This window comes from Nocardia sp. GCM10030253, assembly GCF_042675075.1.
Lineage (GTDB): Bacteria > Actinomycetota > Actinomycetes > Mycobacteriales > Mycobacteriaceae > Nocardia.
Window position 1 is genome coordinate 464,961 of record NZ_JBHTDL010000006.1, and the last position, 20,560, is coordinate 485,520.

16 protein-coding genes, 1 tRNA gene and 1 pseudogene are annotated in these 20,560 nt (G+C 64.1%); 9 read left to right on the plus strand and 9 right to left on the minus strand.

What is annotated here, in order from left to right; all coding sequences use genetic code 11:
• Nucleotides 1–27 precede the first annotated feature (27 nt).
• The gene (locus tag ACFQZZ_RS14445; RefSeq protein ID WP_378679582.1) at nt 28–231 is read left to right on the plus strand and encodes a hypothetical protein; all 204 of its coding nucleotides are present in this window, start codon (nt 28–30) and stop codon (nt 229–231) included.
• Between the two features lie 667 nt (nt 232–898).
• A pseudogene (locus ACFQZZ_RS14450) lies at nt 899–1,255 on the plus strand (TetR/AcrR family transcriptional regulator); the annotation flags it as partial.
• Here the strand turns inward: ACFQZZ_RS14450 and ACFQZZ_RS14455 are convergent.
• Nucleotides 1,223–3,331, minus strand: a complete 2,109-nt coding sequence (locus tag ACFQZZ_RS14455; RefSeq protein WP_378679585.1) for an Eco57I restriction-modification methylase domain-containing protein — start codon at nt 3,329–3,331, stop codon at nt 1,223–1,225. The pseudogene ACFQZZ_RS14450 and the gene ACFQZZ_RS14455 overlap by 33 nt on opposite strands.
• A 169-nt stretch (nt 3,332–3,500) precedes the next feature.
• On the opposite strand from ACFQZZ_RS14455, the gene ACFQZZ_RS14460 reads away from it, so the two are divergent.
• Nucleotides 3,501–4,193, plus strand: coding sequence for a nitroreductase (locus ACFQZZ_RS14460; protein WP_378680546.1), 693 nt, complete (start codon nt 3,501–3,503; stop codon nt 4,191–4,193).
• Between the two features lies 1 nt (nt 4,194).
• Here the strand turns inward: ACFQZZ_RS14460 and ACFQZZ_RS14465 are convergent, their stop codons facing one another.
• From ACFQZZ_RS14465 to aceE, 8 genes are all read right to left on the minus strand, one after another.
• The gene (locus ACFQZZ_RS14465) at nt 4,195–4,683 is read right to left on the minus strand and encodes a winged helix-turn-helix transcriptional regulator (protein WP_378679588.1); all 489 of its coding nucleotides are present in this window, start codon (nt 4,681–4,683) and stop codon (nt 4,195–4,197) included.
• 9 nt (nt 4,684–4,692) lie between these two features.
• Entirely contained in the window at nt 4,693–6,057 is a 1,365-nt protein-coding gene (gene dctA, locus ACFQZZ_RS14470; protein WP_378679591.1) for a C4-dicarboxylate transporter DctA, read from the minus strand.
• A 165-nt stretch (nt 6,058–6,222) separates the two neighbouring features.
• Nucleotides 6,223–7,656 (minus strand): acyl-CoA carboxylase subunit beta, encoded by a 1,434-nt coding sequence (locus tag ACFQZZ_RS14475; protein ID WP_378679593.1) that lies wholly within the window; start codon nt 7,654–7,656, stop codon nt 6,223–6,225.
• Between the two features lie 124 nt (nt 7,657–7,780).
• The gene (locus tag ACFQZZ_RS14480) at nt 7,781–9,031 is read right to left on the minus strand and encodes a KasA/KasB family beta-ketoacyl-ACP synthase (protein WP_378679596.1); all 1,251 of its coding nucleotides are present in this window, start codon (nt 9,029–9,031) and stop codon (nt 7,781–7,783) included.
• A 10-nt stretch (nt 9,032–9,041) separates the two neighbouring features.
• A complete protein-coding gene (acpM, locus tag ACFQZZ_RS14485; protein WP_378679599.1) occupies nt 9,042–9,344 on the minus strand; it encodes a meromycolate extension acyl carrier protein AcpM in 303 nt (100 codons plus the stop codon).
• A gap of 118 nt (nt 9,345–9,462) precedes the next feature.
• Nucleotides 9,463–10,377 carry an ACP S-malonyltransferase gene (locus tag ACFQZZ_RS14490; protein WP_378679602.1) on the minus strand — a complete coding sequence of 305 codons (915 nt, stop codon included), beginning with the start codon at nt 10,375–10,377 and terminating at the stop codon, nt 9,463–9,465.
• Nucleotides 10,378–10,504: 127 nt separating this feature from the next.
• On the minus strand, nt 10,505–11,839 hold the full coding sequence (locus ACFQZZ_RS14495) for a PucR family transcriptional regulator (protein WP_378679605.1): 1,335 nt from the start codon (nt 11,837–11,839) through the stop codon (nt 10,505–10,507).
• 11 nt (nt 11,840–11,850) lie between these two features.
• Nucleotides 11,851–14,649: a pyruvate dehydrogenase (acetyl-transferring), homodimeric type gene (gene aceE, locus ACFQZZ_RS14500; RefSeq protein WP_378680549.1), complete on the minus strand. Its 2,799-nt coding sequence runs from the start codon at nt 14,647–14,649 to the stop codon at nt 11,851–11,853.
• Between the two features lie 337 nt (nt 14,650–14,986).
• Here aceE and ACFQZZ_RS14505 point away from each other — a divergent pair, with 337 nt between their 5' ends.
• The 6 genes from ACFQZZ_RS14505 to ACFQZZ_RS14530 all read left to right on the plus strand — a co-directional run bounded on the left by ACFQZZ_RS14505 (nt 14,987) and on the right by ACFQZZ_RS14530 (nt 19,322).
• Entirely contained in the window at nt 14,987–15,544 is a 558-nt protein-coding gene (locus tag ACFQZZ_RS14505) for a hypothetical protein (RefSeq protein WP_378679608.1), read from the plus strand.
• 137 nt (nt 15,545–15,681) lie between these two features.
• The gene (locus ACFQZZ_RS14510; protein ID WP_378680552.1) at nt 15,682–16,104 is read left to right on the plus strand and encodes a DUF3052 domain-containing protein; all 423 of its coding nucleotides are present in this window, start codon (nt 15,682–15,684) and stop codon (nt 16,102–16,104) included.
• A gap of 74 nt (nt 16,105–16,178) precedes the next feature.
• Nucleotides 16,179–16,658 carry a peroxiredoxin gene (locus ACFQZZ_RS14515; protein WP_378679611.1) on the plus strand — a complete coding sequence of 160 codons (480 nt, stop codon included), beginning with the start codon at nt 16,179–16,181 and terminating at the stop codon, nt 16,656–16,658.
• A 30-nt stretch (nt 16,659–16,688) separates the two neighbouring features.
• A tRNA-Val gene (locus tag ACFQZZ_RS14520) sits at nt 16,689–16,760 on the plus strand.
• A 115-nt stretch (nt 16,761–16,875) separates the two neighbouring features.
• The gene (locus ACFQZZ_RS14525; protein WP_378679614.1) at nt 16,876–17,745 is read left to right on the plus strand and encodes a hypothetical protein; all 870 of its coding nucleotides are present in this window, start codon (nt 16,876–16,878) and stop codon (nt 17,743–17,745) included.
• Nucleotides 17,746–18,086: 341 nt separating this feature from the next.
• Entirely contained in the window at nt 18,087–19,322 is a 1,236-nt protein-coding gene (locus tag ACFQZZ_RS14530) for a hypothetical protein (RefSeq protein ID WP_378679617.1), read from the plus strand.
• Nucleotides 19,323–20,560 lie beyond the last annotated feature (1,238 nt).

Here is a 20,560-nt window from a genome sequence, read left to right on the forward strand (position 1 = left end):
GCAGAATCGATCCCGCAGGGATGGCGGATGCGGAGCGTGCAGGCAGGAGGTATCACGGTGGCTCATATGCACCGGCCGAAGGGACGGCTCAGCGTGGCCGACATCGCGGCCCAACCGGGCGGAATCGAGGCGCTGCAGCGGCGCGTTCACGAATTACGTTCCAGCGGGGTCAATTTCGCGGCCAATGCGATCGAACAAGAGATGGCGGCGTTAGACCTACCGCGCCAGTAATTCCCGGTCACCGCTCCATTGTCGCGACGCGGCGGTGCTCCCCTCAGCAGCGGTCTCGCACTCGGGTACGAAATGCCAAGTCCGACACCGGCTCGCGACCCGAGCCGGTGCACGCGGTAGCCATTTCTACCAGCGAGGAAGCCGGTCCGACAAGGACTTTCGCCTGCCCCGCCGCCGCGCAGCATCATCTCGGATGCGGCCACCGGTATTGTGCGCGCCCCACTCGAACCACCACGCGGTCAATCCTCCGTCGATGCCACGCGTAGTCATGCCGCCGCCTCGGGCTCGAGGCACAATGCGCCGCCGCCGATCAGCAAGGGGCACTTTCCCCACCCGTCGGCGTCACCAATCCGGCGAGGGCGGGTAGCCCCCGACGCCGAATCGGCAGCTCGGTCACGACACAGTGAGATGGTTCATACGCGTTTCACTCACGTCTTCGCGAATCCTCGGCCACTCCGCCGCAACCCGGTGAAATAATGAACGTCCATCACCCGCACCGTCGCGGCGCCGCGCACTCTTCGGCGGTCGCGCCGAATCGACTGGAGACCTGATGCCCACCGTCCCACCCATGCTCCAGCGCATCCTCGACAACCCCGTCAAGGACGGCGAGAAGCTGCTGGAGAGTGCGCTGTCGGCGTTCCTGGACTTCGGCATCAAGCGCACCAGCATGGGCGAGATCGCCCGGCGCGCAGGCATCAGCCCAGCAACCCTGTACCGCCGATTCGAATCGAAGAACGAGCTGGTCGAGGCGGTCAGCGTGCGGGAGGCGCAACGCTTCGTCGCCGAGATCGACGAGCGGGTGCGCATCGTCGCGGGCAGCGACAACCAACTGGTGGAGATCTTCGCCGCGTTCATCAGCGCGATCGCGAGCAACGAGCTGCTGCGCAGACTGCTGCGCACCGAACCCGACCTCATCCTGCCGCGGCTCACCACGGAGGCCGCGCCGATCATCGCCGTCGGCCGCACCTATCTGGCCGTGAAGCTGCGCGAATTACGGACCGACGACGGCTCCGACGATTTCGACGCCGACCTGGTCGCCGAGATCATGGCCAGGCTCGCTCTCTCGCTGGCATTGACCCCAGACGGGCTCATCCCGCTCGACGACGTGGAGGCCGGACGCGACTTCGCCCGCCGAATTCTGCTGCCGATGGTCGGTGTCCGCGCCACGGCCTGACCGTAGCCCGAACGCCGCGGCCACCCGCTCGTTCAACAAACACACCGACTCGGGATCGGGTGACCGCCCGCCGTCGACGAATTCGGCGACCAATTCGACGATCCCGGCCGAGCGCGCCGGGTCCGGCAACGGCAGCCGCGACACGTACTGGGTGATCCATCGCCGCCGACCCGAATACAGCCGATTCCCGCACACCGCATCGTAGAAGCGGAGCCCGAGCGCCGAATTCGCCACGCCCATCAGCAGATACGCCAGCTGCTCGGCGTCCCCGCAAATACCGATGTCCGCCAGCGACATCCAATAACAATCCCCATTCACTACCGCCCCCGACCGATCCAGGGCAAACCGCGGCCGCTCACTGATATCGGGAAAAACCAACTTCGGCACCCCCCACAAATGCGGCCGCTGCGGCACCCAGATCTCGAACCACGCACGCCCACTCGCCGTCACATACTTCCGACCGGCCAGCGCCTCCTCATGAGTTCGCAAATATGCTGCGGCGCCGGGAAATTCGCCCAGATCAACCGGGACACGCCGGGTCCTGGTGATGTCGTACGGATACAGCACCCGAGTACCACGACCGCCGGTGATCCGCCACGGCTCGAGATCATGATGAGTAATCAAGTCGAACAACAACTCCGGCTCCGGACCCGGCTTCATTTCCCCCCACCGATCCGAAATGAACACCCGATCCGCCGTCGTCTTGATCCCCACCCGAATCCGCGCCACCTCCCCGAACGTCTTCCACGTCCCCGCCCCAACCTGCCCCAACCAGTCATCCACCCCCGGCCGCGACATCCGCCAAGCCCGCCCCGCCGCAGACCCCCGCCGGTCACCGCCATCGAACTGCCCATCGCCCCCACTGCTTTCGACCACCTCACCACCAGCCGACTCCTCCGATGTCACACCACCGACGTCGAGATCACCATCCGCAGCGTCACCGACAACGCCGTCGGCAACGCCAGCGCCAACCCCGGTCGCAGCCTGAGCCTCAGCGCCAGCGGCCCGAGGAGCACGGACCCCATCCGTCCCCACCACACCGGTCTCGAACGATTGTGAGGTGGCAACCTCGCGAACATGGGAGCCGAGCTCACCGGTCGCCAAGGTGCCCACTTCTACCGCGAAGCTGCGCCCGTTATGTGTGATGAAACGGCCCTCGGTCTCGGTCAGCGCCTCGAATAGTCCAGTTCCGCTGACGATCTCGTATCCGGCGACCTCATAGGCCGATACGTAGCGGCAAGGTTCGCGCCGAGGTGTGCGCGTCGCGATGGTGATGGCGGGCAGGACGGCGGCCTCGAACAGCTTTGTGTCACCGAGGTCGTACAGCTCGACCGGAGCGAGCTCCGATAGGAGCAGTCCTCGAATGTTCGCGCCTGCCTTGGTGGTGAGAAAGCGGTTGGCGCACAACAATCCGAGCACCCCACCCTGGCACAGCAATCGGGGTGCGATCGCGACGAACGGATGGGTGAGATCGATCCGCCCCCGCAACCCGAACCGCTTGCTCAGCAGCTGCGCCGCGGTCGCGCCCAACTGCTGAGTTCGCACGTACGGCGGGTTGGTAATAATGGCATCGAAGCAGCCGTCCGCGATCCCCTCGGACACGGTGAGGAAATCGCCGACGCGCCAGTCGACGGCAGTGCCCGCAGCGCAGGCCCGCTCGCGCGCCACCATCAACGCCCCGTCGTCGAGATCGTAACCGACCAACTCCAGCAGCACCCCCGGCAACCGGACGGCAGCCTCCCGCCGTAGCGCCAGCAATAACTCGCCATCCCCACAGGCTGGATCGAGCACCCGCAGCACACCAGAAACCCCTGGTCGCGGCATGTGCTCGAGCAACCGCTGCGCCAGAAATCGCGCCAGCGCAGGAGGCGTGTAGTGCCTGCCGTGCCGTTTGCGATCCCGCGCAGCGGCGATCTCGGAAGCCATGCCAGGGATTGTGCCCGGTCGAGCCGCGACAATCGCGGCAAAGCGAGCGACACGAGCGATGTGGGTGCCACCCGAAATCGCCTTGACGCGACGATGTGGTTTCGAAATGAGACTTTGAATGCTAGCGTTCAGTCTCAAAATGAGACTGAACGATATGAGGTTCGAAGCCATGGCGCCGACCAGCAATGACCCCGAGCAGTTCGCTACGTTGTCCCGAATACTCGACGACCGGTGGACCTGCAGGCAGTTTCTGTCGGAGCCGGTGGCGCGCGAGACCATCGAGTCGCTGCTGCGGCTGGCACAGCGGACTCCCTCGTGGTGCAATACCCAGCCCTGGCAGGTCGTCGTGACCGCGGGGGCCGGGACCGATCGGTTTCGCAAGGAGCTGCTCGCCCATATCGAAAAGTCCACGCCGGAACCGGATTTCGCATTCCCCACGCAGTACACCGGGGTCTATCGGGACCGCAGGCGCGAGTGCGGCATGCGGCTCTACGACAGTGTCGGGATCACCAAGGGCGACCACGAGCGGACGATGCGCCAAGCGCTGCGCAACTTCGAACTCTTCGACGCACCGCACGTCGCGATCATCACCTCCGAAGCCGACCTCGGTGTCTACGGCGCCGTCGACTGTGGCCTCTATATAGGCAACTTCCTCCTCGGTGCGCAGAGCCTCGGACTGGGAGCCGCGCCGCAAGCCGCACTCGCGTCCTACGCACCATTCCTGCGCGAGTACTTCGGCATCCCGGATCAGCGGCGAGTAGTCGCGGGCATCTCGTTCGGTTACCCCGACCTCGACCACCCGGTCAACGCCTTCCGCACCGCACGCGAAGACCACCGGCACGTTGCGATCTGGGCCGACTGAATCAGCGGTAGCCGGGACTGCGCACCCCGGATGACGCCTCGGCAACCCCGAGCCCCGGCCCTGGCAGCGGTGTCACGTCGCGAGCGGTGAGCTCGGCCCCGCACACATCGCATTCGAGCTGCACGTGCGCCTCACCGGCGCACTCGCGATGCCGGTACTCCACCGGCGGGCCGTCCGGCGCCATGTGGGCGTCGCCCCAGTCCCGGATCGCCATGAGGATCGGATAGATGTCGTGGCCCTTCGGCGTGAGGCGGTACTCCTCATGAGCCCCCTCGGCCGCCTTCTGTTTCACCAGAATCCCGTGCTCGATCAACCGATCGAGCCGATCCTGCAGTCGACTGCGGGAGATGCCGAGCGTGCTCTGAAAGGCGTTGAACCGGCGGATGCCCGAGAACGAATACTTCAGGATCAGCAGGGTCCAACGGTCGCCGAAGATCACGAGCGGGCGCGTGATCGAGCACGGCACCTCGGCAAGTTCCTCGTAACGCACCTCTCGATGCTACTCAGCGAAACCGGCGATCGGTTCGGCGTCCTCGAGCGGCCGCACCTCCTCCCCGTCGAGCACCTTGCGCATCCGCTCCGAATCCAGCTGCCCCTCCCACTTCGCGACGACGAACGTGGCAACGCAGTTGCCGAGCAGATTCACCGTCACCCGCATCGAATCCATCAGCCGATCCGCGCCGAGGAGCAACGCGACGGCCGCGACCGGAATCGAGCCGTGCCCGATCGCGCTGATGGTCGCCGACAGCGCGAGGAACGACGAGCCGGGCACACCCGCCATGCCCTTGGACGTCAGCATCAGCACCCCGACCGCGGTTATCTGCTCGCCAAGACTCAGATCCACCCCGAGCGCCTGCGCCAAGAACAGCACGCAGATGGACAGATACAGCGTCGCCCCATCGAGATTGAACGAATATCCGGTCGGCACAACCAATCCGGTAGTCGCCCGTGAGCAGCCCGCCTCGGTCAGCTTGATCATGATCCGCGGCAGCACGACCTCGGTCGACGCGGTGCCGAGCGCCAGAAACAGCTCGTCCTTGATGTACTTCACGAGCTTCCACAGGTTCACCCCCGCGAATACCCGCACCACCACCGCGAGCACAACCAGAAACAGCAGCGCCGCAAGGTAACAGCAGGCAATCAACTTGCCGTAGCTGCCGAGCGCGGACAGCCCGTACTGGCCGACGATGTAGGCCATCGCCCCGAATGCGCCGATAGGCGCCAACTTCATGATCCAGCCGATGATGGTGAAGAAGATCCGCCCGATATGGTCGACGGCCTCGAGAATGACGGGCGGCCCGTGCTCGCCGAACTTCGCCAGCGCCAACCCGAACAACACTGCGAAGAACAGCACCTGCAATAGCGCGTTCTCGGCGAACGCCGAAATCACCGACGTCGGAATGATATTCAGCAGAAAGTCGACGGTGTGCGGAAGTTCCCCGTTCTTGGTTTTCTGCGCGATCTTGTCCGCCCCGGAGGCCAGCGTCCGCGCATCGACGTGAAACCCCGCACCCGGCTTCACCAGATTGCCGACCACCAACCCGAACAGCAGCGCGAAGGTGGTGATGACCTCGAAGTAGATCAGCGCCTTCACCCCGATGCGCCCGACCGCCTTCATGTCCCCGACATGCGCGATACCGAGCACCACGGTGCAGAAGATGATCGGCGCGATCACCATCTTGATCAGCTTGATGAACCCGTCGGCCAGCGGTTTGAGATCCGCTCCGAAGCCCGGCCACACCTTGCCGACGACGATGCCCGCGACGATCGCCACCAGCAATTGCACAAATAGCGAGCGATACCGAGATGGTTTACGCACTACCTGCGTACCCGGCTCGGCAGCGGGTTCGATCGTCACGTTCATGGCGGCAACGTACGAACGCTTCATATCGCGAACGTTTCGCCGATATTGCTGCGCGGAAACCCCATCGATATACGACTGTCGAGCCAGGTCGTACGCGTCGAACAATAAGTACGAAAGTGGGCCCCGGGAAGTTCCCGAGACCCACTTTCAGTGCTACGTCCCGCCTTACAGCGGAATGTTCTTGTGATGGCTCTTGCGAGCCGGTGCCGCTGCCAGCGCGGCGGCGATGATGCTGCGTGTCTTCGCCGGGTCGATGACCTGGTCGACGACACCGATCGCGATGGCACGCTCGACGCCACCGGCGATCTGCTCGTGCTCGGCTGTGAGGCGTTCGTGCAGTGCCTCACGCTCGTCCTCGGGCGCGGCGGCCAGCGCCTTCTTGTGCAGGATGCCGACCGCGGCCTTGGCGCCCATCACGGCGACCTCGGACCCGGGCCATGCGTACACCGCGGTCGCGCCGAGCGAGCGGGCGTTCATCGCAATGTAGGCGCCACCGTAGATCTTCCTGGTGACCAGCGTGACGCGCGGCACCCGAGCCTCGGCGAACGCGTGCAGCAGCTTCGCGCCACGCCGCACGACGCCTTCCCATTCCATGCTGACGCCGGGCAGGTAGCCGGGGACGTCGGTGACGACGACCAGCGGGATACCGAAGGCGTCGCACAGCCGCACGAACCGCGCGGCCTTCTCGGCGCTTTCGGAATTCAGGCAGCCACCGAGCCGGATCGGGTTGTTCGCCAGCACACCGACCGTGCGACCGGCGAGCCGACCGAGACCGGTGACGATGCTGCGGGCGTAGCCACCCTGCAACTCCTCGAACGACGACTCACCGTCGACGTTGTCGAGCAGCTCGTGGATGATCGGCTTGACGTCGTAGGCGCGCTTGGCCGACTCCGGCATCATCGCCTTCAGGTCGACGTCACCGTGTTCGGCCGCGAGCAGGTCGAATTCGCCCTGCTCGGCGAACATCGACACCAGCCTGCGACCCCGATGCAGCGCATCGGCCTCGTCGTTGGCGACGATGTGGGTGACGCCGGACTTCTTGCCGTGGGTCTCCGGGCCACCGAGGGTGGCCATGTCGACCTGCTCACCGGTGACGCTGCGCACCACGTCGGGACCGGTCACGAAGATCCGTCCCTCGGGCGCCATGATCACGATGTCGGTCAGTGCGGGGCCGTAGGCCGCGCCGCCTGCCGCGAAGCCGAGCACCACCGAGATCTGCGGGACCAGGCCGGATGCCCGGACCATAGCCTCGAAGACCAGACCGACGGCGTGCAGCGCCTCGACACCCTCGGCGAGCCGGGCGCCGCCGGAGTGCCAGATGCCGACGACCGGAACGGCGGAGTCGATGGCGGTGTCGATCGCATCGACGATGTGCTTGCAGCCTTCCACGCCCATCGCGCCGCCCATGACAGTGGCGTCGGAGCAGTAGGCGACGGTGCGGACGCCGTCGACCTCACCGATAGCGGCGAGCACACCGGACTTGTCGCGCGGGTGTAGCGGAAGGACGGTGCCCGGGTCGAAGAAGCGCTGCAACCGACCCAGCGGGTCACGCGGGTCCGTCGCTGTTTCGGGCTGAAACGCGGGAGCCATAATTGTCATCGCGTTTTCTCCTCACTTCTGTGAAGTGCGCCGCTGCCGCGGCTGCGTATGTCGAACCACGGTGGGGTCGAGCCAATTCAGTTGGCCGACCCCACCGGGATCGTTGTGCAGTCGATGCGGGCGGCTATGCCCGACCGAAGGCGAGCGCGACATTGTGCCCACCGAAACCGAACGAGTTGTTGATCGCGTACTCGATCTCCTGGCGGCGAGCCTCGCCGTGCACCACGTCCAGATCGATCTCCGGATCCTGGTTTTCCAGGTTCAGCGTCGGCGGAACGATCCCGTCCCGGATGCTGAGCACGGTGAGCACCGACTCGAGGGCACCCACGGCGCCGATCGAGTGACCAAGTGCTGATTTCGGCGCGTACACCGAGGCGTGGTTACCCACGGCCAGGTTGATCGCCCGCGCCTCGGCGGTATCGCCGATCGGAGTGGCGGTGGCGTGCGCGTTGACGTGGGTGATGTCCTTCTTCGTCAAACCCGCGGTCTGCATCGCCCGAGTCATCGCCCGCGCCGCGCCGTTACCGTCCGGAGCAGGTGCGACGAGATGGAAGCCATCAGAGGTGATACCCGCACCAAGCAACCGCGCATGGATGGTGGCGCCACGCGCCTTGGCGTGCTCCTCGGTCTCCACGACCATCAGGGCACCGGCCTCACCGAAGACGAACCCGTCACGATCCTTGTCGAACGGACGCGACGCGCCCTTCGGGTCGTCGTTACGGGTGCTCATCGCACGCATCATGGTGAACGCCGCGATCGGCACCGCGTCGATGAAACCCTCGACGCCACCGGTGACGACGATATCCGCGTCACCCATCACGATCATGCGCCACGCGTTGGCAATGGCCTCGGAGCCGGACGAGCATGCCGAGACCGGAGTGACCACTCCTGCCCTGGCCTTCAATTCGAGACCCACAACGGCCGAAGGACCGTTCGGCATGACCATCTGAACAGCCAGCGGCGAAATCTTGCGATAGCCACCGTTCTTCAGCTTGTCGACCGAGTCGATGAGGGCGTCACCCCCACCGAGCCCGGTGCCGATGGCCACACCCAGACGTTCCGGATCGACCTCCGGGCTGCCTGCGTTGCGCCAGACTTCGCGACCGAGGACGGTCGCGAGCTGCTCGACGTAGGCCATGCGCCGGCACTCGACTCGGGTCAGCAGGGTGTCGGGCCGGACCTTCAGGTGACCGCCGATGCGGACCGGAAGGTCGTATTCCTCGACGAAGGAATCCTCGAGAACGTCGATACCGCTCTCGCCGTTGAGGAGTCCCTTCCACGTCGCATCGACGTCACCAGCGATCGACGTGGTCGCCGCCATGCTCGTGACGACGACGTTGGGGAAGTTCCCGTTCAAGGTGGAAGGAGTGGTCACAGTGTCGGCCCTACTCGGCGTTGTCGAACTTGGCCTTGAGCTCCGCGGCGGCTTCCGAGTTCTCCGCCTCGAGCTTCTGGATGTAGGCGACTGCGTCGCCGACCGTCTTCAGGCTGGCCAGATCCTCGTCGGGGATCTTCACGCCGTACTTGTCCTCGGTCTGGACTGCGATCTCGACCATGGACAGCGAGTCGATGTCCAGGTCATCGACGAAGGACTTCTCGATCGTCACCTCAGAGGGTTCGATACCCGTTACCTCTTCGATGATCTTGCCGAGTTCCTCGACGATTTGTTCCTGGGTCAGGCTGGCCACTGTGTGGCTCCCTTCTTGTTTTCGTGTAGGGCTACTGGTTTTTTCGGTTCGAGAACGGCGATAGTTACCACCGACTCGGTCACGACCGTGCATTTTCGGTACACGGCCGCGAGGAAAGCTAGCCGGAACTCGTGAGTCCGGCCAACGCGGGGAGATCTTCCGGGGTCTTCAGGGCCAGCGTGGGCGTGCCCTTCAGTTCCCGTTTTGCGATGCCGACGAGTGTGCCCGCCGGTGGCAGCTCCGCCACTGCCGAAACACCGGCTTGCCTGGTGGTTTCGGTGCACAGATCCCAACGGACAGGCCGGGTGACCTGCGCCGCGAGCTTAGCGATGGCGTCCGCTCCCGAGGCGACCGGCTTGCCGTCGAAGTTCGACAGTAGGGTCCGAGTCGGCTCATTCGGCACGATCTGACTTATGGCTTCCGTCACAGCGTCCTGAGCCGGGCCCATGAATGCGGTGTGGAAAGCTCCCGCGACGGGCAGCGCACGCACCCGAGCCTTCTCGGGGGGGTTCGCGGCGAGTTCCGCCAGGGCATCCAGTCGACCCGCGGCGACGATCTGGCCCGCCGCGTTCCGGTTGGCCGGAACGAGGTCGAGCTCCGCGAGCCGAGCCAGCACGGCGGCTTCATCGCCACCGAGCACCGCGGACATTCCGGTGGGCTCCAGCGCGCACGCCTTGGCCATCTCCGCACCGCGGATAGCTGCCAGGGTAACCGCCTCGTCCGGAGTGATGACTCCGGCGACAGCGGCTGCGGCGAGTTCGCCGACCGAGTGTCCAGCGACGATCGTAGCCGCCGGAAGTGAATTCGGGTCGATCTCCGCGAAGGCAAGCAGCGCGGCGGCGACAACGAGTGGTTGGGTAACGGCAGTGTCAGTGATCTCCTCGGCCGTCGCGGTAGTACCGAGACGAATCAGATCCAGGCCGGCGGCCTTGGACCAGAGGGCGAGTCGATCTGTCGCGCCGGGGAGGTCGAGCCAAGGCGCGAGCATGCCGGGTGTCTGGGACCCCTGTCCAGGGGCGAACAACGCGATCACTCTCTAAGAAAACACTGTGAGGCAGGCCGCAGGAGATGTCGACGCGAATGAAGCTTGCCGTGGCCTTTTGTGGGAGTCCCACAAAAGGCCACGTGAGTTGTCCCGATCGACAGGTTCACACGATGCGTTACAGGCCCTCGTGACCCATAGCAATGTGAGTTGCCTCTGGGGTAGGTGTTGACGATTCGTTACGGGTTCGTGTCAAACGACCCACTGTGGATGCGATTCGGAGCACATACGCGTCCCGCGGATTCATCGGATCACGTCCCGTAACTTCGGCAATCCGTTTGAGGCGGTAGCGAACAGTATTTGGATGGACGTACAGCTGACGGGCACACGTCTCGACAGCGCCACCGCAATCCAGATAGGCCTCGAGAGTGTCCGCCAGCGACGATCCCGCCGCGGCCAACGGAAGGACAAGATACTCGTTCAACGCGTCCACCGCACCTCGATCGCCGAGCAATGCGCGTTCGGGCAACAATTCCGTCGCGTGCACCGGGCGGGGCGCCCCCCGCCAGCCCACAACGGCCTCCATGCCAGCCAGCGCTTCCACCGCACTCGCGTGCGCGGCACCCAGGGTTCGAGTGGTCGGACCGATCACCACCGGCCCATCGGAGAAGACCTCGGCAAGCAGGTCCGCAAGGAACGGCGATATATAGGAACTTTCGCCGAGATTCCCGCTGACGACCATCACCAGCCGCGATCCCTGCACCACGGCGAGCGCCGCACGGCCGTGCCTGGCTGCGATGCTGTGCACCGACCCGACCATCCCGACGCCCTGATCTCCGGGCGGAGTGCCGACCAGCACCGTCGCGGGCGCGGTGGCGTCCCAATTCAACGTCGCGGCCCGCGACAGCATGTCCGGTCCGGTATCGCCACGCACGACGGCGTCGACGACGAGCGCCTCGAGGCGGGTGTCCCACGCGCCGCGGGATTCCGCGGCGCTCGCGTACACCGAGGCGGCGGCGAACCCGAGCTCACGCCCGTACCGCAAGACCGCCTCGGTGAGCGCGACCAGCTGCCGGTCGTTGCGCGCCAGCGCGGGCAGCCACTGCTCGAAGAACTCCATGGCCACCCGGACCATGTCCACGGTCTGGCGCAGCGTAAGCCGCCGCGCCAGATCCTGCGGAATCACTTGGAAGGCATCCAGACTGAACCTGATGTCGCTGTCGGGATCCTGCAGCCACTCCAGGAAGTTCACCACCGCGGTCTGCACCAGCATCTGGACGCCAGCGCGCTGCGCGGCATCCAGATCGGCGAAGAACGGCAACCGATCCTGCATCGACCCCACCGCCTCGGTGGAGAGTCGACCAGAGAACTGCTTCACACGTTTGAGCAACGTGTCGGGTAGCGGGTCTCGGTTTTGCCGGTTCGGGGATAGCGCGCCCGTCGGCAGATACACCTCGTGCTCGGAAGAGCCCTCGGAGATCCGACGCGGCCGCGGCGGTTTACGGTCCACCATCCAATCGTCCGCTACTCGCCGTCGCCGTCGCCGCTTGCCACCGACTTCGGCGCGGCGTCCACATCATCGATGCGGTATTTCGCCGCTGCCTCGGCCAGCTTGGCGGAGTCGATCTTTCCTGTCCGGACGAGTCCGGCCAGGGTCGCGACGACGATAGATTGCGCGTCCACGTTGAACACCCGGCGCGCGGCAGGCCTGGTGTCGGAGAAACCGAAACCATCGGTGCCGAGAGTGGTGAAGTCACCGGGCACCCACTGGCGGACCTGGTCGGGCACCGCGCGCATCCAGTCCGTCGCGGCGACGATCGGCCCTTCGGCCGAGGACAGCGCCTGCGTGACGTACGGGACGCCCACATCGGTGCCCGAGTTGCGCAACTTCGCGATTTCCTTGGCAAGCGCCTCCTTGCGGAGTTCGCCCCACGAGGTCACCGACCAGACGTCGGCCTGCACGCCCCACTCCTCGGCGAGCAGCGCCTGCGCCCGCAAACCGTCCGGCACGGTGACGCCGGAGACGAGGATCTGGGCGCGCACATCGCCTGCCGCACCACGCTTGTACAGGTAAATACCCTTGAGCAGACCGGGGATATCGAGGTCGTCGGGCTCCGCGGGCTGCTGGTAGGGCTCGTTGTACAGGGTGATGTAGTAGAAGATGTCCTCGCCGCCGAAGTCACCTGTCGACTTCCCGCCGTGCGAAACGGCCCCGGGCACCGCGCCTGGCCCGGCTTCAGGGGTACCGCCGCCGTACATTCTGCGCAAGCCGTCCCGCACGATATGCGCGAGCTCGAACGAGAACGCGGGGTCGTAGGTGACCACGGCCGGGTTGGTCGAGGCCAGCAGCAGCGAGTGGCCGTCGTTGTGCTGTAGACCCTCGCCGGTCAGCGTGGTTCGCCCTGCGGTTGCTCCGAGCACGAATCCACGTGCCAGTTGGTCTGCCGCCGCCCATAGTCCGTCGCCGGTGCGCTGGAAGCCGAACATCGAGTAGAAGATGTACAGCGGGATCATCGGCTCGCCGTGCGTCGCGTACGACGTGCCCGCGGCGGTGAACGACGCGGTCGATCCGGCCTCGTTGATGCCCTCGTGCAGGATCTGCCCGACGGAGCTCTCTTTGTAGGCAAGCATCAATTCCGCGTCGACCGAGGTATACAACTGGCCGTTTCGGTTGTAGATCTTCAACGAAGGGAACCACGAGTCCATACCGAAGGTGCGGGCCTCGTCGGGGATGATCGGCACGATCCGCTTGCCGATCTCCTTGTCCCGCAGCAGCTCCTTCATGAGCCGAACCAGAGCCATGGTGGTGGCCACGTTCTGCTTGCCGGAACCCTTGCGCACGGACTTGTACGCCTCGTCGCCGGGAAGTTGCAGAGGCTTTGCTGCCGTGCGCCGCTCGGGCAGGTAACCACCGAGGGCCTTGCGCCGATCCAGCATGTACTGGATTTCGCGCGCCTCCATCCCCGGGTGGTAGTACGGGGGCAGGTACGGATCCTTCTCCAGCTCGGCGTCGCTGATCGGAATCCGCTGCAGGTCACGGAAGTCCTTGAGGTCCTGCAAGGTCAGCTTCTTCATCTGGTGCGTGGCATTGCGGCCCTCGAAGTGCTTGCCGAGGGTGTAGCCCTTGATGGTCTTGGCCAGGATCACCGTCGGCTGGCCCTTGTGCGCCATCGCGGCCGCATACGCGGCATAGACCTTGCGGTAGTCGTGACCACCGCGCTTGAGGTTCCAGATGCCTTCGTCGGACAGGTCCTGGACCAGGGCCTTGGTCCGCGGGTCGCGGCCGAAGAAGTGGTCACGGACGTAGGCACCGTCATTGGCCTTGTAGGTCTGGAAGTCGCCGTCTGGGGTGGTGTTCATCAGGTTCACCAGCGCGCCGTCGCGGTCGGCGCCCAGCAGCGCGTCCCACTCCCGGCCCCAGATCACCTTGATGACGTTCCAGCCCGCACCGCGGAAGAACGATTCGAGTTCCTGAATGATCTTGCCGTTGCCGCGAACCGGGCCGTCGAGGCGCTGCAGGTTGCAGTTGACGACGAAGGTCAGATTGTCCAGGCCCTCCAAGGCCGCGACATGCGCGAGACCGCGCGACTCCGGCTCGTCCATCTCGCCGTCGCCGAGGAACGCCCACACATGCTGATCGGAGGTGTCCTTGATGCCGCGATCGTGCAGGTAATGGTTGAACCGCGCCTGGTAGATGGCATTCATCGGGCCGAGACCCATGGACACCGTCGGGAACTCCCAGAAGTCGTTCAGCAACCGCGGGTGCGGGTACGACGGCAGGCCGTGGCCGGGTCCGCCGTGGCTGTACTCCTGCCGGAAGCCATCCATCCGATCGGTACTGAGCCTGCCCTCGAGGAAGGCGCGGGCATAGATACCCGGCGAGGCGTGGCCCTGGATGAAGATCGAGTCACCGCCGCCGGAATGATCCTTGCCGCGGAAGAAGTGGTTGAAGCCGACCTCGTAGAGCGCCGCCGAGGACGCGTAGGTCGAAATATGTCCGCCGACGCCGATTCCCGGACGTTGCGCGCGATGCACCATGATCGCCGCATTCCAGCGGATCCAGGCACGGAAGCGTCGCTCCACCTCTTCGTCGCCGGGGAACCACGGCTCGTTCTCGGTGGGAATCGTGTTGACGTAGTCGGTCGAAGTCAAGGCGGGGATGGCGACCCGACGCTCACCGGCACGTTCCAACAGCCGGAGCATCAGATAACGCGCGCGGCCCGGACCTTCCCGGTCGAGCATCTCATCGAACGATTCGAGCCATTCGGAGGTTTCCTCCGGGTCGATGTCCGGTAGGTAGGACGCCACCCCTTCGCGGATCACCCGGACGCGGCCGCCTGCCGGAGCGGCAGACGATCCGTGCGGATCGCGGCCTAGGGCAGGGGCGGTCTCGGAGTTGGGCACAGCGGATTTCGCTGCAGCGGAAGAGTGGATCAGGTCGGTCAAATCTGCTCCTCGTACAGGGGTGGACATGTGATGGCGTCTGTTTCCCCGGGCGGGCACGCGTGGTTGGCGGACCGCCCGCTTTACGAAAGGTTCGGGCGCACCTCCATCCTTGCGGATGATGTGTCCCAGGTCATCATGTCAGCCGCAAATCCAGTACCGTTCTGCAGGGAACGTGAGTCGAGACCGCCGTAGTACAACCGGAGCGGGGAGGACGATGAAGGTGCTGGACCCACGCGGGTTCGGATTGGTGTGCGCGACCCTGGCGGTCGTCGCCGGATTGACGGTCGCGGGATGCGCGAATCGGGTAGAGGGAGTGGCGAATCCGAACGCAGCGGACCTATCGGCCTACAAGACCGCGGCGGCCTCGTCGTCGGCCGCGGCCACCTCCTCACGCAGGGCCGCGGCGCAAGCGCAAGCGATCAACGACAACTGCGGGCAATTCCCCAACACCACCGGCGTCGGCGTCTCGAAGTACAACGACTTCATAAACGCACACGACTCCAACGCGCCCGACTACGCAAGCAGGCGCGAGGCCGCCGCCTCGACCCTCGACGAGGCGGCGAACAAGGTGGAGGCCGGAGTGAACTCCGCGAGCGACGCGCTGCCGCCGGACCTGGCCGCGAAATTCTCCGAATACGTCGGCGCCGCACGGCTGCTTGCCTCCGAGACCCGCAAGATGACCTACACAGCGCCCGTCGGATCGCTCAACGACGCGAGCAGACGGGTCAACGACGCACGCAACGCCGTCCGCGACGCCTGCCCGAAACGCTGAATCGGACATGAAAATTGGCTCGCAACGATCTTGTCACACGACATTCGGTGGGTATTTCGTCCGATCAGCTTGCGCTCGAGCCGATAACCATGTTCGCTTGCAACTACCTATTGTCTGGAGTTGAGGAGGACACCACCGTGGTCGCCGCGGCGGACGCGCAGAACTACGCTCAGAAGCTTGGCATTACTCACGGATTGGTTGTCCAGGAACTGGGCTGGGACGAGGACACCAACGACGACCTGCGAGCCGAGATCGAGGAAACCATCGGCAGCGAGCTGCTCGACGAAGACTCCGATGAGGTCATGGACGTCGTGTTGCTGTGGTGGCGCGATGGTGACGGGGATCTAGTGGATGCCTTGATGGAAGTCACCGGACAGTTGTCGGATGAAGGATTTGTCTGGGTACTCACCCCGAAGACCGGAAACTCGGGGCATGTCGATCCCAGCGAGATCGCCGAATCGGCACCGCCTGCGGGCTTCACGCAAACCTCGGCGATCAGTCTCGGGGATTGGGCAGGCAGTCGCCTGGTGCAGCCGAAAGCGCCCTCGAAGCAGCGCTGACCGGTCTTTCGCTATGGTTTGGCCGGGCGGCGTTGCGCCGCCCGGCTCAAGCCCAACTCGATGGAGGTTTCGCGATGCCACTTGAGGTTGGCCCGCTCGAGGTCGGCTCTGTCGCGCCGGATTTCACGCTGAAGGACCAGAACAACCAGCAAGTCACGCTGTCGGATTTCCGCGGCAAGAAGAACGTGCTCATCGTCTTCTACCCACTCGCCTTCACCGGGATCTGCCAGGGCGAGCTGTGCAAGGTCCGCGACGAGCTACCGAAGTTCCAGAACGACGACGCCGAGATCCTCGCGATCTCCGTCGGCCCCCCACCCACCCACAAGATCTGGGCGGCCGAACAGGGCTACGTCTTCCCGCTGCTGTCCGACTTCTGGCCGCACGGCGCCGTCGCCGAGAACTACGGCGTCTTCAACGAAAAATCCGGCTACTCCAACCGCGGCACCTTCGTCGTCGACAAGGACGGAATCATCCGCTTCGCCGAAATGAACGGTCCCGGAGAGCCCCGTGACCAGGCGGCTTGGGAGAAAGCGCTCGCCGCGCTAGATTCATAACCCGTTACCGTCGGATCTCCGGCGGAGCAGGGGCGTATAGCTCAGCGGTAGAGCACTGGTTTTACACACCAGCGGTCGGGGGTTCGATCCCCTCTGCGCCCACCGAAGAAGTACCAGCTAGACATCAGTTTCGTTATCGCAACACATCTGCTCCACAGTCGTTTCATGGAGCAAACGTGGAGCAGGTACGGTTCGCGGGACTAAGAAGGGGACCTAGATGGCGGACGCACTCAACCCAGCCACAGCCCTGTACCAAATCCTCGACCGCGTCATCAACTCCCAAGCCACCTCCGTTGCCAAGGGCTGGGAGTCTGTCCTCGGGGCAGACGTAGGCACTGGTGGGTTCGCGCTTCGCCACAGTGAAGTCGTAGGTCTGTTGAGCGCTGTCCATCAGCGCCTGCTGGGGTTGCCTGTAGGCGACGGCGACCGCGAGCGGCATTTGCGCTATCTGCCAGCCTGGTACGACGCCATTGTGTGCCGAAACGGCTGGAACAGCTCGACCTTCCCCGCCGCGAACCTAATCCCTTCTGAGACCCTGGACCACCTTGGCAGTTTGGGGTCGTTGTTCAGGATGATGGCTGCTGAGGACGGAACTCGCGTCGAGCCGAGCGCCCTGGATCAGTTGCGCGAGTCACTCGACCAGTGGCGGGAGCTTATCTCCGAGGCTGGCATGCCCGAATCTCTTGCGGCGCAAATTCGTAACCAGGTTGAGCATCTCGCGTGGCTCCTAGACAACATTGACATGTTCGGCGCTGCCCCCGTAACCACAGGTGCGAATCAACTGCTCGGAAGCGGTATAACCGTCATGCGCAGACGGCCGAACCTTGTCCGTCGAGCGGCGGTAGCCATGGCGTCTGTAATCGCGTTCCTTCATGGCACCGAGGATGCGGTGAATACAACCAGCGGCATCCTCGAGGGGCTTGTTCACATCCACGACAACGTCGACCAGCTCATTCACGGGCCGCGCGAGCTCCCTGCACCAGAAGCACCCCGAGAACTTTCCGTCGGCAACGAGCAGAGGACGCATCCCACGGATATCGAAGACGCCGAGATCGTCGAGGAAGGTGCACCCTCTCCAGTGGAGTGACATCGTGGTGGGGTCGTAACGGCACTCACGAGCATCGGTAACGAAAACCTAGTCGGCCCGAATCTGACTTCCAGGCAAACACCGGCGAGAGATCGGACCTGGCGTGTCGGACGAGCAAGACTGGGCGTTGGGGCCCGAACACCTGGAACATCTGCGTGTACCGAGTGACGGCAGGTGTTGGTGGTGTCGCGAACGCCCGGCGAACACGAGGCAGATGAGATTGCCGTCTCGATGAAACAGGGCTGAGGCCATCGCCGATAGTTCGCAGTGACACAGGAAGCAGTTGCGGACCAAGCGGAGTTCACGACCACCTCTTGGACAGGACTGCCGGAGAGGACACCGTGGATCGCTGGGACGAGACCTACCACCGTTTACTCGGATGGACTAATGGGCAGGGACCTTCCGAACGCCTTGCTGCGCAGGTGCTTTACGCCGAGGGGTATAGGGACATCGACCCTTCCCATCCATTGGGCGGTCGAGACGGTGGTCGCGATGCAATGTGCACCAAAAACGAGCGGCTCTGGATCATGGCGGTGTACTTCCCGCGGGGGGCGCAGTCGTTTGGCGATATAAAGAAGAAGCTCATCGACGACCTCGCCACTGCCAGTGAGCACAACCCTGACGGGTTGGCGTTCGTGACCAACCAGGAACTCCGACTTGGCGAGCGTGACGAACTTGAGCAGCTTGGCGGGAAGGTTGACGTGAAGCTGTATCACCTAAACCGGCTCACCAGCATTCTCGACCGCCCAGAAATGGCAACGGTCCGGCAGCAGTTCCTCCAGATCAGCTCTGGCCAGCCGCCGATTGCGGTCGATCTCGCACTTGAGGGCACGGCAAGATATTTCACTGATGGGCCACGGGTTCGAGAAAGTCACCTGGATAGAGACGCCCAGGAAGCCCGAGAACAGGCGCCAAAGCTTTCCAATCCGCCTTCCATACTCGGTCCGACAGTCTGGGACTACGTTCCTGGGTTCGCCAACGAGACGAAGCGCCTCAGTGGTGACGAGCTCGAGCAACACATTGAGCGTTGGAAAGGTGCAGTCCGCAAAGGTTGGGCGGAATGCGAAGATCACCTCGCCGCAACGGCATGGCCAGCGTTGAGCTTCAAGCTGACCAACAAATCCCAAGCTCTCCTCAACGACGTGCAAGTCATCATCACGATCAGCGGGGTCCGCGGCGTCGACTGGCTCGGGCCCGAACACTTCGACGAGGACAAGGCACTACCGCCGGTGTTCCCAACCGCTACGCCAGGCCACTTTTCCTCCGGAATTGACCCCGCTTATTGGCAGACTCTCAGGCTTAAGGACTATCCCGTATCTTGGGAATCCAAGAATGACACCGTTGTCATCACCATCGACCTAGAGCACCTCCGCCCACATCCGACGTGGGAGAGCCCTAGATCGGATGTCGTTCTGGTTCTCAACAACCACGCGCTTACCGAGGTAACAGTCGAATGGACACTCACTGCGCAAGGCTACGGCGAGCCGTACCGCGGTAAAGCCACCACCCTTGCTGCGGAAGCCATCACGATGGCCGAGGCAGCACAGGCCATCGCCTCTGGCAACGGCGAGGATTGATCGGAGCAGCAGATCGACTGCGGAACAAGGTCACTGTTTCGTAGGCACTCTATGGTGCAGTTGGTGAACTAGCAGATGAGCGAACAGTTTTCGCGTTCCCGCACAGCTGAACGCGGCTTGTCGTGAGCTCGTCAAGCGCTCAAGGATTGCCCCCGGCGGAAACCGCCTTTACGCCGTCGCGCCCCGATCGACCCATCGGCCTGGGCGAGACGATGACAACCGTGCCAGTACCACTGGGGCTCACTGCGCCGATCGCAGGACGTACGGATCAATTCATGCCCGCACCAGCGAGTTAGCGGAATCGGAGTGGCGTAGTTTTCGCCGCGAATTCGCGAGCAATCTTCCGACAGCCTGATCCTGACACCTGCACCCAAATCACCTCTTACGCGACAAGCTGGAATTACCGCTTATGCGGTAAGTTCCGATTCTTCCCTTCTTAAGAGGGGAAGCTAGAAGGATGCCATACATTGTCTGAATGATTGCCAACTGAAGGCATTTGATTTTTGCTGCGGTAGATCAACACAACGCCCGCCGTCCGGGCTGACCCTTTTGGGCGGCCTGCCCCCGCGGCGAGCGGATTCTCTTCCGCGGCCCCGGGCCGCGATCCCGGGCTGTAGCGCTGGCTGGCTTGTGTGGTGTTTGTCCCTCTCGGTGTGGCCTGATGGCGTCTCGATCGCCTCGCCGTCAGGTGGCAAGGGTGGCCGTAGGCCATCGCGTAGCGACGCGACGAAGGAGCGCCCTTGCTGCCTGGCGGCGAGGTGATAGCCCTCGTTCAGGCCACACCGAGAGGGACACACACCACGCCCCCGCGAAAGACCGCGCGACCGCCAGGTCGCGACACCACCACACCACGCACCACGCCATCATCAGCCGCCCTACAACGACAGCCGCGTGCACTAGACCGCAGCCACACCCACCTGACAGCACCACCGTCACCGTCTCCCAACGCAACCCACTCGCAAACCTTCCGATGCCCACCCAACGCAACCACTTCTTTTTCTCTCAACCACCACCCCACCCATCCCCTATTTGATTTTTGATTTTTGATTACTTCCCACCCCCACCCAGTTCGACATCTCATTGATCACGCAGTGGGTGATGAGATGTCGAACTGGGTGGGGGTGGGAAGTGAGCAGAAATCTCGCCCTAAACCGCAGCTCAGGGGATGGGTGGGGTGGTGGTTGAGAGCGCGAAAACCCCGCACCAGTTTGTATGCCTGATTCGCTAGAAAGTCGCGC